We start from the raw sequence: 15,684 nt of genomic DNA on the forward strand, positions 1-15,684 counted from the left end.
CGGGCAGGCTATGCGCCTTATAGTAAAATAGTTAGCCGCGGCTTGTGGTCATTACTCGGGTTTGTTTGTAAACTGCAAACTTTACCGGGTTATCTCTGCACCAATGAAAACGAATGTACGCGTCGATCAACCACCATTTCTTGAAAAAATAGCTGAATTATTACTGGAGCGAATGCAGTTGGACGCGGGTCAGCCACCGCTCGATTTTCAGCGAAAACACCGGTGGCAGTCCAGGATAAAGCAGCTCTACTACGGGGCTGAGCCAGAACCTGATCCCTCAACAACCCGCCAGGATAGTATCGCCCTGTACGCGCTTGTCCATCGTCTGGTAGCGGTATGGGACCAGCTCGGCGTTCCTGCCGCCGGACCACAGCGACTGGAGGCTCTGGATGCGTTTTTCGACGTCCTGGAAAGCGAACTGCTTGCCATGGAAAAACGCAACGCCGGTAAGCGTATGCTGGTCAGAACGCGTAGTGGAACCCTGATGATTGGGGTCAGACCCCTCTTGGGAGACGTACCGGCGGCTGACGAACGAATCCCGCTGGATGCCGAGCGGCTCTACCGCCGGGTGCATCTGATTACCAGTGGAGTTATTGATCTCGAACGGGATATTATTGATGGGGCGATACATCCGCCCAGTATGCAGAAGCTGAACGGCACAGCACCCGTTATCGGGCTGGCGGCTTTGTCAGGAGCCGCCCGGACTTATTTTAAAGCCACCAAACAATTGGGGAACGTAGGTATCGATACGCCCCAGATTGGCTTCCGATCGGTAGACGTAAGGCCGTCTGATACCTATACGGACGAGCTTCGTACCTGCATCGACTGGGCCATCAACACCGGTGTGCATATCCTTTGTTTGCCCGAGTTGTCGGTTTGTCTGAATGGACGGCAGGTGCTGAAAGATTATCTGCTGGAACGGGGGCAGACTGAAGGGCTGGCCAGTTTATCGGTTATTATAGCGGGCAGCTTCCATATCGACAACGAGACCGACGGATCAGGGACGGATCAGGAGTCGGTTGCCTATAACGAAGCCGCTGTCTGGCTTGTCGACCACTTCGGGCAGATTACGGAGTTTACCTACCGCAAACACGAACAGTTTAGTACGCCGGTCGATGCAAAAGCCCCGCCCATGCCCGGTCATGAAGCCATACGGGCCTACGCCAGCGAGCATGATCTGCTCAACCAGGCGGTCTATTACATCCGGGAGGATATCGCGAAGGATAACGGGCTGTTGCTACTCAACCTCCCCATTGGTTTGGTCGGCGTTTTGATCTGCAAGGATTTTCTGACGCCCGGCTTCTATGCCAGATACAACGCTGTTGAGCCTGATTATCTGTTCATTGTGTCGATGAACAATAAGGGCGGTGAGTTTTTGCAGGAGTGGCGCAGAGGGGCAAAACGCTTCTCGCTCTCAGCCGGGTTTTACGTGAATGCCACGCAGGTAGTGGCTGAAACCGACAACCAGACCGAAGTGATATTCTGGGGCTTGCCCAACGACCGCGAAAACCTGAAGAAACGGAAAAGCCAAGTATACTTCCGGCAGCTCGATCAAACCGATAATCACCGGCAGGTGCTGCCGCCTTCCGGTTTGGTGCCTGTGCAGCTCGATCTGAAGCCATTTTACTACAATACAGCCCCTTTCAACCTGATTTGAGTAGTGACCGTTCGATAACTTAAACCTTATTATCAAACGAAGATCAAATGAAAATGAACTTTGGCAAAACATTTGCCCTACTTTTGCGTGATTAATCCAGCCAGCATCTAATAGAACGAAACATATGACGCAACCGACAGCCAATGTGCTTCATGAGGCCATGTTACTGATGAAGCACACGCCGTCTGATATTGGGCGTGTTACAAACGCCCTGTTCAAAGCCGACGACCGTGATCTGAAAGCCCTGCCCAGAGAGGCTTATCAGCATTATTTCGATGAAATTGGTATTGCACTGCTGAACTGGACGGCCCGGGGGCAATCGACCCAGGTGAACCATGTTTTGCAGACGCTGTCGCAGAGCCTGTTCCGCGAACCCGACATGAAACGTCTGCCCGAAATGAGTATAAAGCAGCGGGTTGGCTTACAACTGCGGGTGCTCTGTGCCCAGATGACGCTATACCTTCAGGCCCAGACTACCGGGAGTTATAACGCCATGCTGCTCGGATCTCGTAATGAGGTGTGCCGAACGGTACTGCGCGTGCTGTACGAGTCAATAGCCTATGGCGGATTCGGCTACGTGGCCTATGATTACCAGACCGTATGGCGCGAAGTAAACCGGCTGCTGCCCGATGGGAAATCCACAACCGATAAAAATATTCATCATCACCTGCGCGAACTGGTTAAAAAAGGACTGGCCGTAGTTGACCAATCGGGTGGCTCGGTGCGCTACCGAATCTCCGAACGAGGGCTGGTAGAGGCCCGCTTTCATTTTGAGGGAGGAGAGTCAATCCCTGCTAAGCCGCACCTGGCCGAAAAAGCGAAGCTTGTTATCCGCATCGCCGAGCAGGACTACTCGATGGCCGAGCTGGGTCGCGTAATCGAGAACCAGGGCGTAAAGATTCTCCGAAGCCAGTTTGAACAAACCGATCGTGATTCGTCACGACTGACGGTTGAACTCAATGATCCCGATGGTAACAGAATCGCCAAAGTTCTTGAGCGGTATGGGTATCAGATCGAGTCGGTAATGGGAGAAGGGGGGGCCGGGCCGGTTGGCGTGGCCAAAGATGCTATGATACCCGAAACTACTCCGCGCTGGTTCGGACAGTAGCGAGCGCCTGGTACTTTGGTTTGCGGGCTGGCTCAGCGAAACTATGAACTAATTCGTATAGTGGCTAGGCTGTTTCTTGATACATTTACCGTATCAATGCATAGCCCTACCTTTCATGCGAACATTTCTTCTGCTCATCATTGCCGGCCTGTCGGTAGCCATTGCCCAACCCCAGACCGGCGAGGTTCATATTGCTGTAGAAACCCGAAAAACGGCCTTCGTTATCCGGGTCGATAAAGAGAAAAACCCTACTATCGTTCATCTGGGTCAGCGGCTGAGCCGGCCCGACGAGTACGCCCGGATACCGAACAACAGTAAGCGGGGCGAAGACTATACCGGCATCTATAACTCCGCCTATACCCCCGCCGGTGGTCGTAACCTGCTCGAACCCGCCATTCAGGTGACCCACGCCGACGGCAACCCCTCGCTCGATCTGCGGTACCTGCGCCACGAAACCAAATCAGTTGGCGACGGCATTGTGCTGACCACCGTATTCCTGAAAGATCCGCAGTACCCGTTCGAGGTGACGCTTTATTACAAAGCGTACCAGAACGAAGACGTGATTGAACAGTGGTCCAGCATCCGGCATACGGAAAAGAAAAGCGTAACGCTGCATAAATATGCGTCGGCCAACCTGTACATACCCGCTCAGCACTATTACCTGACTCACTTCCACGGCGACTGGGCCAACGAGATGAACCCGTCCGAAGTGCCGCTGACCGAAGGCATCAAAGTACTGGATACCAAGCTGGGTGCCCGGGCCGATCTGTTTCAGCCGCCGTCGTTTCTACTGTCGATGAACCAGCCAGCGCAGGAAGAGCAGGGCGAGGTGCTGGCCGGTACGCTGGCCTGGTCGGGCAACTACCAGCTGGCGTTCGAGGTCGACCCGCTGCATAACCTGCGCCTGACGGCCGGTATCAACCCCTACGCGTCGGCCTACACGCTGGCCCCCGGGCGGGAGTTCACGACACCCGCTTTTCTCTTTACCTACTCAATCACGGGCAAAGGAACCGCCAGCCGGAACCTGCACCGATGGGCCCGCAAACACCGTATTCCGCAGGGCGAAGGCAACCGGCTGACGCTGCTCAACAACTGGGAGGCTACCTACTTCGATTTCAACGAAGAGAAACTGACGGCTCTCTTCAAAGACGGCAAACGGCTGGGCGTCGATCTGTTTCTGCTCGACGATGGCTGGTTTGGCAACAAATACCCCCGCAACGACGACCGCGCGGGCCTGGGCGACTGGCAGGAGAACGTTAAAAAACTGCCGCATGGGCTGGGTTATCTGGTCAAAGAAGCCGAGAACGCCGGGGTGAAATTCGGTATCTGGCTGGAGCCGGAAATGGTGAACCCCAAGAGTGAACTTTACGAAAAACATCCCGACTGGGTGCTGAAACTGCCCAACCGCCAGGAATACTACTTCCGGAACCAGCTCGTGCTGGACCTGACCAACCCGAAGGTGCAGGAGTTCGTATACGGCGTCGTTGACGAGGTAATGACGAAGAACCCAACGCTGAGCTATATCAAGTGGGACTGCAACGCCGTCATCTACAACGCCTTCTCGGCCACCAATCCCAACCCGTCGCATCTGTATGTCGAATACGTACAGGGCTTATATAAGGTAATGGAACGGCTCCGGACCAAATACCCGAAGCTACCCATGATGCTCTGCTCGGGCGGGGGCGGCCGGGTCGACTACGGGGCGCTGAAGTACTTTACCGAGTTTTGGCCCAGCGACAACACCGATGGGCTGGAGCGGGTCTTCATCCAGTGGAATTACTCGTACTTTTTTCCCGCCATTGCCACCTGCAATCACGTAACGGACTGGGGCAAGCAGCCGATCAAGTTTCGCACCGACGTGGCCATGATGGGTAAACTGGGCTATGACATTGTGGTGAGCAAGCTGGACGCAAAGGAATTACAGTTTAGTCAGGAAGCGCTCAAAACCTACGAACGCATTAAAAACGTGATCTGGCAGGGCGATCAGTACCGGCTCGCGTCGCCCTACGCGGGCGATGTGGCCTCGCTGGTGTACGTAGCCGAAGCCCGCGACCGGGCGGTCTGGTTCTCCTACCTGACCAAAGACCGGTACAAAGCAGGCAGCGTGGCTCCGATCCGGCTCCAGGGCCTCGACCCGGCCCGGAACTATACGGTTCAGGAGCTGAACGTCTACCCGGGCACCCGGTCGGCCATCAACGACAAGCCCGCGGTCTACTCGGGCAACTACCTGATGACGGTTGGGTTCAACCCGAATGTCGATAGCCGCCGAACCAGCGTCGTGCTGGAGCTGGCCGAAGCCCGCTAGCGTAACCTTATTCCCCAACCCCTTACCCGATGAAAAAGCGAACGTTTCTTAAACTATCATCTGCGCTGCTGGCCACACCAACGCTATCGCCACTTATGCAGTTTACTACCAGGAACAAACTGAAAAACTGGGCCGGCAACCTGGAGTACAGTACGGATCGGCTGTACCCGGCCCAATCGGTCGCGCAGGTGCAGGAGCTGGTCCGGAAACACCCGCAGCTGAAAGTGCTGGGGTCGCGCCATTGCTTCAACAACATTGCCGACAGCACGCACAATCTAGTGTCGCTGGAGCCCATGAGCGAGGTCGTATCGCTCGATGCCAACGCGCGTACAGTAACCGTCGATGCGGCCATGCGCTACGGCCAGCTGGCGCCCTACCTGGATCGGCAGGGGTTTGCGCTGCATAACCTGGCGTCGCTGCCGCATATTTCCATCGCGGGCGCTACCGCCACGGCTACCCACGGGTCGGGCGTAAAAAACGGCAACCTCTCCACGGCGGTGGCCGGGCTGGAGTTTGTAACGGCTGCGGGTGAGGTGCGAAGCCTGTCGCGCCAGACAGACGGTGATGCCTTCCGGGCGGCCGTTGTTCACCTGGGCGGCCTCGGCGTGGTTACGAAGGTTACACTCGATATACAGCCGACCTTTCAGATGCGGCAGTATGTATTCGAGAACCTGCCCCTGGCGCAGATGGCCGACCATTTCGATACCATCATGTCGAGTGGCTACAGCGTTAGCCTCTTTACCGACTGGCAGAAGAAGCGGCTCAACGAGGTCTGGGTCAAGCAGCGAACCGACGACAAAACCCCCGACACTAATTTCTTCAGCGCTACGCTGGCTACGAAGAACCTGCACCCCATTGCCGAAATTTCGGCCGAGAACTGTACGGAGCAGCTGGGCGTAGTGGGGCCGTGGTACGAACGGATGCCGCACTTTCGGATGGGGTTCACGCCCAGCAGCGGCAAAGAGTTACAGTCGGAGTATTTCGTGCCCCGGCGTCAGGCCGTTGATGCCATTCTGGCGGTAGAACGGCTGCGCGATTCTATTAGTCCGCACCTGCTCATTTCGGAGTTACGCACCATCGACGCCGATGATTTATGGATGAGTCCGTGTTACAAACAGCCCTCGGTAGCCATTCATTTTACCTGGAAGCAGGATTGGCCATCGGTTCGGAAGGTGCTGCCGATGATCGAGAATGAGCTCGCTCCGTTCGGTGTCCGGCCGCACTGGGGTAAGCTGTTCTCCATAGCCCCTGCCACGCTGGCGTCGCGCTACGAAAAAATGGCCGACTTTCGGCAGATGCTGCAGCAGTACGACCCACAGGGTAAGTTCCGCAATGCGTTCCTGACCCAGAACATCTACGGCGCATAACGGTATTGACGGGGTGGGCCGGACGGGGTTGTCGCCGGGGTTTGTCTGGAAAAATCCCTACATTTCCCGGAAACTCCGACCTGCGCGGGGTTATATTCAGACATCAACGCTTGTAGCTGTGCCTGCTGATCAACCTGAACTCCGGACCGTCGACGTGGTCCGTTACGTGACGCCTTTGCGCGAGGGCGGCTCGCTGCCCGCCATTGTCGAGGCCGACGACGACTTCCTGTACGTACTGAAATTTCGTGGGGCGGGGCAGGGGGCCAAAGCCCTCATTGCCGAACTGATTGCCGGTGAACTGGCGCGGCTGCTTGGTCTGCGTATCCCGGAAATCGTGTTGGCCACGCTCGACGAAGCTTTCGGGCGAACCGAACCCGACGAAGAAATACAGGACCTGCTCCGGGCCAGCGAAGGCCTCAATCTGGGGCTGCATTACCTCTCCGGAGCCATCACCTTCGACCCGCTCGTCACCACCGTCGATGCGCGGCTGGCCTCGCAGATCGTCTGGCTCGACTGCTTCATCACCAACGTTGACCGCACGGTTCGGAATACCAACATGCTCATCTGGCACAAGGAACTCTGGCTGATCGATCATGGTGCGTCGCTGTATTTCCACCATAGCGGCCAGCCCTGGGACGAGCAGGCCCGCCGGCCGTTTGCGCCCATCAAAGACCACGTGCTGCTGCCCCGCGCCACCGAGCTGGAGGCCGTTGATGCCGACTTTCGCCAGTTGCTGACACCCGACCGCATCCGGGCCATCGTAGCCCTTGTTCCCGACGCCTGGCTTACGGACGAGTCATCGACCGAGTCGGCCGACGAACGGCGGGCGGTGTACGCCAACTTTCTGGAAACCCGGCTGACCTATTCTCAAACCGTTGTCAACGCTGCGAATGATGCCAGAAAAGCACTTGTTTGAGTACGCCGTAATCCGGGTGGTGCCCCGCGTTGAGCGCGAAGAGTTTCTGAATGTAGGTGTTATCCTGTATTGTTCGGGCCGAGGATTCTTACAAACCATGTATACCGTACCAGAAGACCGGCTCCGCGCATTTTCGGCCGAGCTGGACCTGGCCGAGATCCAGGAGCGACTCCAGACGTTTGAGCGCATCTGTGCGGGCCGGAAAGAAGGCGGGCTCATCGGGCAGCTCCCGATAGCGGCCCGGTTCCGGTGGCTGGCAGCCGCCCGCAGTACCGTTGTGCAGACCTCGCCCGTTCACCCCGGTTTATGCGCCAATCCCGCCGATACGCTGGCGCGTCTGTTTGCCCAGCTTGTTCTGTAACCTGAATTTTTACGGCCTATGCGACTATTTTTCCTGCTACTCGCTGCGTTGACCGTGCTCCGATCGACCCCCGGATCGGGGCAGGCGCGAACCGATGCGTTGCTGACGCGCCTGTTTGCCACCAATCCGCAGCCGATCTTCCGGGAGGTGATCGACCATCCGGACCGGTACCGGCTTCAGATTATTTACACCCAGATCAATCGCAACAAGGCCAACGTGCCGACCTTTACCAATTACTACTACCGGGTCGACAGTACGGCTTATTTTAACCCGGCCTCGACGGTAAAACTCCCGCTGGCGCTGCTCTCGCTGGAGAAGCTGAACGCGCTGAAGCGACCTGACCTGACCAAATTTACGGCCATGCAGTTCGACAGCGCCTATAGCGGACAAACCCGCCACTGGGTCGACCCCTCGGCCGAGAGCGGGTATCCGTCGGTGGCACATCTGATCAAAAAAGCGTTGCTGGTGAGCGAAAACGATCCCTACAGCCGTATGTACGAGTTTGTGGGGCAGCAGGCCATCAATCGATCGATGCACGCCCGGGGCTACCTCGACACGCGCATTACGCACCGGTTTGTGCGGATGACGCCCGAGCAGAACCGCCATACCAATCCGGTTCGGTTTCTGTCTGCCGACGGCAAGACCATCTATACCCAACCGGCCGCCTACAACCCCGATCCTTTCGACGCCCGCCGGATCGATACCCTCGGGAGCGGGTACATGGTGCGCGACAGCCTGGTGCGACAGCCGTTCGATTTTACCACCCGCAACAAGCTGCCGCTCGAAACCCTCCAGCGCCTGCTTCAGTCGGTCCTGTTTCCGGCATCGGTGCCACAGTCGCAGCGGTTCAACCTGACCGAATCTGATTACCGCTTCCTGTACCAGTACCTGTCGCAGTATCCGGGTGAGACCAACTACCCCAAGTACGATCCGAAGCAGTACTATGACAGTTATGTCAAATTTTTCTTCATGGATAGTCTGCACCACCAGATGCCGCTGGGCGTTCGGGTGTTCAACAAAGTAGGGTGGGCCTATGGCTTTCTGACCGATGCGTCGTACGTGGTCGATTTCACCAACAGGGTCGAGTTTATGCTGTCGGCAACCGTGTACGTCAACCGCGACGGCATTCTGAACGACGATAAATACGAGTACGATACCGTTGGCAATCCGTTTCTGTACCAGCTTGGCCAGACCATTTATCAGTACGAACTGAACCGCAAACGGGCGTACAAGCCCGATCTAAGCCGCTTTCGGGTCAATTACGAACGGCAGCAGGCCGATAGTCGACCGTTGGTGAAGGATGTTGACAACTAAGGCATCAGGAGTCGGCAAACTGGCTATCTTTGGTAGATCGGGCGCACCGTTCATCCGCGTCCGTTACGCCCATGAAGTTTCTCTACCTGTTTCTTGCTCTGTGTTGTACGGCATCGATCGGCCGTAGCCAGTCCGTGAGTGCCGATAGCGCTGCCCTGCCCAAACAGCCGGTCGTCATCGTGGGCGGTAACCTGATCGACGTTGAAACCGGCAGAGTCCGCGAAAACGTCAGCGTACTGATCGAGAACGAAACAATCCGGAAAATCGGTAAAAACCTGCCCGTTCCGCCCGGCGCTACGGTTATCGAGGCCAAAGGCAAATGGCTGCTGCCCGGCCTGGTCGACAGCCACATCCACCTGTTTCAGTCGGGCGGGCTGTACACCCGTCCCGATGGCATTAACCTCACCAAATACCGGCCTTACGAGACCGAACGCCAGTGGCTGCGCGACAACATGGGCGACCTGCTGCGCCGGTATCTGGCCTGTGGCATCACCACCGTTATCGACATTGGCGGACCGCTCTACCAGTACCCGTATCGCGACCGTTTCAACAAACAATACACCAGCCCGACCATTCTGCTGACGGGGCCGCTCGTATCTACCTACCAGCCCCCCGCCTTCAACATCGAGGATTCGCCGATTCTGAAAGCCAGTACGCCCGAGGAGGCCCGCGAGCTGGTTCGGAAGCAGCTGCCCTACAAACCCGACTTCATCAAAATCTGGTTTTTGATCCGGGGGGCGGGAAAACCGGGCGAAGCGCTGATTCCGGTGGTACAGGCCGCCATTGACGAGACCCATAAACACGGCCTGAAGCTCGCCATCCATACGCAGGAGCTGCTAGCCGCCAAACTGGGGGTAAAGTACGGGGCCGATTTTCTGGTGCATAGCCCCGAAGACGGTATCATGGACGATGAGCTGATTGGGCTGATGAAAAAAAACAACGTCAGCTTCGGCCCAACCATGGTGGTGAACCGGGGCACCGGCCGGTTTTTCGCCGATGATAAAACACCTACGGCCTATGAGTTTGCCCAGGCAAATCCCTACGTGCTGGGTAGCCTGACTGATTTTCGGCATATTCCCGAACCCGACATGCGCCAGCGCTACGGTACGTTTTTCAACGGACCTGCCTACAAAGCGCGGCTGGCCCGGATCGACTCGATCAAACGCATCAACCTGAAAAACGTGCAGGCTGCTGGCCTGAATGTAGTCGTCGGCACCGATGCGGGTAACCCCGGTACCTTTCATGGCACCTCGTTTATCGACGAACTCAACGCCATGCAGGCTGCGGGTCTGTCGAACGCCGAGCTGCTGAAAGCGGCCACCATCAACGGCGCCCGTGTCCTGGGGAAAGAGGCCCTGTTTGGCAGTCTTGCCGAAGGCAAACAGGCCAGCCTGCTGATCCTGACCCAGAACCCGCTGGAGCGCATCGACGCCGTCCGGGGTATCGAAACCGTTATCAACCGTGGCTACGTGACCACGCCCGCCCGGCTCCTGCCCGACTCGCCCGCCGATCTGGCCCAGCGGCAGCTCAACGCCTACAACGCCCGCAACATCGACGCCTTTCTGGAGCCCTATGCCGACGATGTCGAACTCTATGACCTGCCCGATAAACTGATCGGGAAAGGAAAAGAAGCCATGCGCAAACAATACAGCGGCATGTTCGAGCGGGTGACGTTGCTGCACTGCGAGCTGGTGAACCGGATGGTGGTCGGCAATACCGTCATTGACCACGAGCGGGTAACGTTCGCGGCCGATAAACCGCCGGTTCAGGCGGTGGCGATTTACAAAATAGAAAACGGAAAAATACGAAAAGTGTATTTCACCCAGTAGCGGTTACCCCGGCCCGATTCGTCGAAATGCTCATCGTTCGGCCGGATCGAGGCCCCGGCACCTTCGGCCGGATTAGCCGTCCGGCTCTACCGGTCAGTAGGCTTTCAGGCTTAGATCGAGGCTGTTGACCTGGTGGGTCAGCGCGCCCGACGAGATAAAATCGACGCCGGTTTCGGCATAGGCCCGCAGGTTGGTTTCATCGATACCGCCCGAAGCTTCGGTGACGAACCGGCCGTTGATGAGCCGGACCATATCCCGAATCCCGTCGGGCTGAAAATTGTCGAGCAGGATCACATCGACCTGGCCCACGCGCAGTACTTCGTCGACCTCGGCCCGGTTACGGGTTTCGATCTCGATGCGCAGCTGCCGACCGGTTTCCTGCAGATAGGCTACGGCTTTCAGGATAGCCGCTTCGATACCGCCCGCAAAATCGACATGATTGTCTTTGATCAGGATCATGTCATACAGCCCGAACCGGTGGTTGACGGCTCCACCGATGCGGGTCGCCATTTTCTCGCAGATGCGGAAGTTGGGGGTTGTTTTGCGGGTGTCGAGCAGTTTGGCCCGGGTGCCGTCGAGGAGGTTGACCAGCTGGCGCGTATGGGTGGCAATACCGCTCATGCGCTGCATGCAGTTGAGAACCAGCCGCTCGGCCGTCAGAATCCGGCGGGCGTTGCCGCTGACGGTCAGTACAATATCGCCGGGCTTGATGGCGTCGCCGTCGCGCATCAGTACCTCTACCTCAAAGTTAGGGTCTACCTCGGCAAAGATGGCCTGGGCCACCTCAACACCGGCCAGAATACCGGCTTCTTTCACCAGCAGACGCGCCCGTTTCTGCGCATCGGCCGGTATGGTCGATAAGGAAGTATGGTCGCCATCGCCAACATCTTCGGCCAGGGCCAACCGGATAAACTCGGTTAAATTCATAGACGCAAGTTAGTGGTTTTGTTTTTCAGCGAAGCAGGAATCTGCTCAGCCGCCCCGGCCGCCGGTTGAGAGGGCTGCCGCCGGCCGTCGGTTGCGAGGAGCCGAGCGCTGAAAATAGCACTTGCACATGTCCGGAAATGGTACGAAATTTGTCTTCCCCATAGGAAAATTATGAAGCAACCGCGCGTCATTCAACGTCTTTCAAGCCTTACGCTGGCTGTCCTGCTGCTGTTTACGGCGGTCTGGGGCCCGGGCGGTCTGGCGCAGAAACAGGCGTTGCAGGCTGGTAAGGCCCGGGCCGCGGCCCAGCAAAGCCATTCGGGGAAAGCAACCGACGCCAGTCAGCACGAGGCTCAACTCAGCGCGGCTGGTTTTGAAGCGGTAGCCGCGCCGGCTATCACGATTGACGGTGGCAGCCAGACGGTATTTCTGCTGCCCGCGCCCACGCTGCTGATTCTGCTGCTGCTGAGCGTTCCGCTGCTGCGCTATTTTACGATTCCGCATTATTACTTCTCGTATTTCAGGCACGTTTTTGGCCACGCCATCGCGCCGAATGCTCCCTAACGAGTTTATTCCCGTTTTGCTGGTTGGCTGACCCTGTTCAGCGACCGCGCAACGTTACTGGCCGCAACACCGGTATTGGTCGTTGTGGTCTGCGCCCCGGGCGCCCCTCCGTTTTTATCGTACCCCTAGTTTATTCAGTCAAACAACACGGGCCTGATGCCTGTGGCTATCAATGCAAAACAAAACCGGAATACTCATTCTGACGGGCGTAATTACACTGATCTGTATTTACTTCCTGTCGTTTACGTTTGTCTCGCGCAGCATCAAGGCCGATGCGGAGGCTTACGCTACCAACAAACAGGGCCAGGTCGATGCTGCCAAAAAGCAGCGCTATCTGGATTCGCTCTGGAAAGAGCCCGTCTTTCTGGGCAGCACGCTTCAGGAAGTAACCGAGCGGGAGCTGGGTCTGGGACTTGACCTGCAGGGCGGTATGCACGTTGTGCTGGAAGTGTCGCCCGCCGACGTACTGCGGAGCCTGTCGGGCAACAACCGCGATCCTAAGTTCGCTCAGGCGCTGAAGGAGGCTACCGAAGACAAAAAGTCGAGCGGAAGCAGCTATGTCGATCTGTTCGTAAGTAACTACAAGAAGCTGGCGCCCGACTCCAAACTGTCGAGCCTGTTTGCGACCAGCGCCAACCGCAGCAAAATCAACTACCAGTCGACCGACACCGAAGTTCGGAAGCTGCTGAACGAAGAAGTAGAAGGCGCCATCACCCGCGCCTACCAGGTGATTCAGGCCCGTGTTGACAAGTTTGGTGTAGCGAACCCGAACATCCAGCGTCTGCCGGGCTCGGGCCGTATCCAGATCGAACTGCCGGGTGTCGAAAACCCCGAGCGTATCCGTCGCCTGCTGACCGGCGCGGCCAAACTGGAGTTCACCGAAGTATACCGCCTGAACGAACTGGCACCGGCTCTCGAAGGCATGGGCGCTTACCTGCTGCGCGAAGAAACAGCCCGCAAAGCCGCTCTGAAAACGGGCGCTGCCACGGCCCCGGCTGCAGGTACGGCCGCTAAAGGCACCAGCCTGGAGTCGCAGCTGGCGCAGGGTGCTAAAGATTCGACCGGCAAAGCCGCTACCGATACGGCCGCTGCTGCCGCCCAAAGTACCGCTCTGACGCAGTTGTTCCTGCCCGTTGGTCAAGATCAGCTGGGTGTTTACCTGAAAGATACGGCCCGGGCCAACGCCGTGCTGAACGCTCCGGAAGTACGCAGCCTGTTCCCCGCCGACGTTTTCTTCGCCTGGGACCGCAAATCGTTCGCTACCACCGATGGGAAAGAGATTCTGCCGATTTTCTTCCTGAAAAAGCCCGGTGGCCGCGCTCCGCTGGAGGGTGATGTTATCACCGACGCTACCAACGACTACGACGACCGGGGCCGCCCCGAGGTGACCATGAACATGAACGCCGAAGGCGCTCGTAAATGGAAGAACCTGACGGCTGCCAATATTAACCGGCCGGTAGCGATCCTGCTCGATAACCTGGTTTACACCGCGCCGAACGTACAGAACGAGATCCCGAACGGTCGTTCGAGCATTTCGGGCAACTTCACGGTGGAAGAAACCAAAGACATGGCCAACGTACTGAAGGCCGGTAAACTGCCCGCTCCTACCAACATTGTTGAAGAAAGCATTGTGGGAGCCACGCTGGGTTCAGAAGCCGTCAGCGCAGGCGTACTGTCGTCGGTGATCGGTATTCTGCTGGTGCTGGCGTTTGTGGTGTTCTATTACAACCGCGCGGGTCTGATTGCTGACCTGGCCCTGTTCGTCAACCTGTTCTTCCTGCTGGGCGTTATGGCCTCGCTGGGTGCTGTATTGACCATGCCGGGTATTGCCGGTATCGTTCTCTCGATCGGTATGGCGGTAGATGCCAACGTACTGATCTTTGAGCGGATCAAAGAAGAGCTGGCGGAAGGAAAGAGCTTCAAGCTGGCCGTCAGCGACGGATTCAAGAACGCGCTCTCGTCGATCATCGACTCGAACGTAACGACCTTCCTGACGGGTATCGTCCTGTTTATCTTCGGTACAGGTCTGATTCTGGGTTTTGCCACCACGCTGATCATCGGTATTCTGACTTCGCTGTTTGCGGCTATTTTCATCACCCGCCTGATTCTGGAGTATTACATCCGGAATGGTAAAACGCTCTCGTTTAGCTCGACCCTGGCCAAGAACCTGTTCAAGGATTCGAACTTCGATTTCGTATCGCGCCGGAAACTGTATTATACCGTATCGTCGGTGATCATTGGTCTGGGTATCGTTTCGGCCATCTTCCGTGGCTTCGGCCTGGGTGTCGACTTCAAAGGGGGCCGCTCGTATGTGGTGCGGTTCGAGAAAGCCGTCAGCACCGACGATGTGCGGAACTCGCTGGAAGGTATTCTGGGTGCGTCGCCCGAGGTGAAAACCTACGGCGGAACGGGTATCGGCTCGAACCAGGTAAAAATTACGACCCCGTATCTGGTTGACGATGAGACGCAGGGGGCCGACAAACGGGCCGAAGCGGCTATCTACAAAGGGCTGTCCAGCATCAGCGGCAACCCTGCCCGGATCGAGAGCTCGCAGAAAGTAGGGCCAACCATTGCCTACGATATTCTGACCTCGGCCCTGTGGTCAATTCTGCTGGCGGTAGCGGTCGTATTTGTGTACATCCTGATCCGGTTCAAGCGGCTGGCCTTTGGTTACGGCGCGGTAGTGGCCATGTTCCACGATGTACTGATCATTCTGGCTATTTTCACCATGTTCAACGGCCTGCTGCCTTTCTCGCTCGACGTTGACCAGGCGTTTGTGGGCGCGCTGCTGACGATTATGGGGTACTCCATGAACGATACGGTGGTGGTGTTTGACCGGGTACGCGAGTACCTGAACGAAAACCGGGGTAAGAAAGAAAGCATCCCGACCATTATCAACAACGCGCTGAACAGCACCCTGAGCCGTACGGCGGTAACGGGTTTCTCCACCATACTGGTCCTGCTGGTGTTGTTTATCTTCGGGGGCGAAACCATCCGGGGCTTCTCGTTCGCTATGCTGATCGGGGTAATTGTGGGCACCTACTCGTCGCTGTTCGTGGCTACGCCGATCGTCGTTGACGCGCTGAGCCGCGACCAGGAGAAAGACGAAACCGTAACGGCCCGTCTGGAGAAGAAAACCGGCTTCGACGCTATTCCGGCCGACTTTACGGACGCGGCTCCCGCAACGCCCGAAGAGTTCTCGGCCAAGAAAGAGAAGAAGGTAAAAACTCCGCTGATCAAGCCGTCGCAGAAATAAACGCGAACAAAACAATGGACGAGCAATAGCTATTTTTGTTTAGTTGCTCGTCCATTGTTTTGTTTACAAACGTCAATACC

The 15,684-nt window shown here is 57.1% G+C and carries 11 protein-coding genes; 10 read left to right on the top strand and 1 reads right to left on the bottom strand.

Annotated elements, in window-relative coordinates; genetic code table 11:
* The first annotated feature begins 103 nt into the window (after positions 1–103).
* From FBR45_RS21010 to FBR45_RS21045, 8 genes are all read left to right on the top strand, one after another.
* Positions 104–1,657 (top strand): hypothetical protein, encoded by a 1,554-nt coding sequence (locus tag FBR45_RS21010; RefSeq protein ID WP_138505975.1) that lies wholly within the window; start codon positions 104–106, stop codon positions 1,655–1,657.
* A 124-nt stretch (positions 1,658–1,781) separates the two neighbouring features.
* On the top strand, positions 1,782–2,765 hold the full coding sequence (locus tag FBR45_RS21015; protein WP_138505977.1) for a helix-turn-helix domain-containing protein: 984 nt from the start codon (positions 1,782–1,784) through the stop codon (positions 2,763–2,765).
* Positions 2,766–2,880: 115 nt separating this feature from the next.
* A complete protein-coding gene (locus tag FBR45_RS21020) occupies positions 2,881–5,070 on the top strand; it encodes an alpha-galactosidase (RefSeq protein WP_138505979.1) in 2,190 nt (729 codons plus the stop codon).
* Between the two features lie 29 nt (positions 5,071–5,099).
* On the top strand, positions 5,100–6,437 hold the full coding sequence (locus tag FBR45_RS21025) for a D-arabinono-1,4-lactone oxidase (RefSeq protein ID WP_138505981.1): 1,338 nt from the start codon (positions 5,100–5,102) through the stop codon (positions 6,435–6,437).
* Positions 6,438–6,555: 118 nt separating this feature from the next.
* On the top strand, positions 6,556–7,353 hold the full coding sequence (locus FBR45_RS21030) for a HipA family kinase (protein ID WP_138505983.1): 798 nt from the start codon (positions 6,556–6,558) through the stop codon (positions 7,351–7,353).
* Positions 7,331–7,714 carry a DUF3037 domain-containing protein gene (locus FBR45_RS21035; protein WP_138506163.1) on the top strand — a complete coding sequence of 128 codons (384 nt, stop codon included), beginning with the start codon at positions 7,331–7,333 and terminating at the stop codon, positions 7,712–7,714. The genes FBR45_RS21030 and FBR45_RS21035 overlap by 23 nt, the downstream gene beginning before the upstream one ends.
* An 18-nt stretch (positions 7,715–7,732) precedes the next feature.
* Positions 7,733–9,028 (top strand): serine hydrolase, encoded by a 1,296-nt coding sequence (locus tag FBR45_RS21040; RefSeq protein ID WP_138505985.1) that lies wholly within the window; start codon positions 7,733–7,735, stop codon positions 9,026–9,028.
* 71 nt (positions 9,029–9,099) lie between these two features.
* Complete coding sequence (locus FBR45_RS21045; RefSeq protein WP_138505987.1) at positions 9,100–10,857, top strand: amidohydrolase family protein; 1,758 nt, start codon at positions 9,100–9,102, stop codon at positions 10,855–10,857.
* 93 nt (positions 10,858–10,950) lie between these two features.
* On the opposite strand, the gene nadC is transcribed toward FBR45_RS21045, so the two are convergent.
* Positions 10,951–11,784, bottom strand: coding sequence for a carboxylating nicotinate-nucleotide diphosphorylase (gene nadC / locus FBR45_RS21050; RefSeq protein ID WP_138505989.1), 834 nt, complete (start codon positions 11,782–11,784; stop codon positions 10,951–10,953).
* Between the two features lie 171 nt (positions 11,785–11,955).
* Here nadC and FBR45_RS21055 point away from each other — a divergent pair, with 171 nt between their 5' ends.
* Together FBR45_RS21055 and secDF are read left to right on the top strand one after the other, a co-directional pair.
* On the top strand, positions 11,956–12,348 hold the full coding sequence (locus FBR45_RS21055; protein ID WP_138505991.1) for a hypothetical protein: 393 nt from the start codon (positions 11,956–11,958) through the stop codon (positions 12,346–12,348).
* A gap of 172 nt (positions 12,349–12,520) precedes the next feature.
* A complete protein-coding gene (gene secDF, locus FBR45_RS21060) occupies positions 12,521–15,604 on the top strand; it encodes a protein translocase subunit SecDF (protein WP_138505993.1) in 3,084 nt (1,027 codons plus the stop codon).
* Positions 15,605–15,684: the final 80 nt, after the last annotated feature.

This window comes from Spirosoma lacussanchae, assembly GCF_005870035.1.
Taxonomy (GTDB): Bacteria; Bacteroidota; Bacteroidia; order Cytophagales; family Spirosomataceae; genus Spirosoma; species Spirosoma lacussanchae.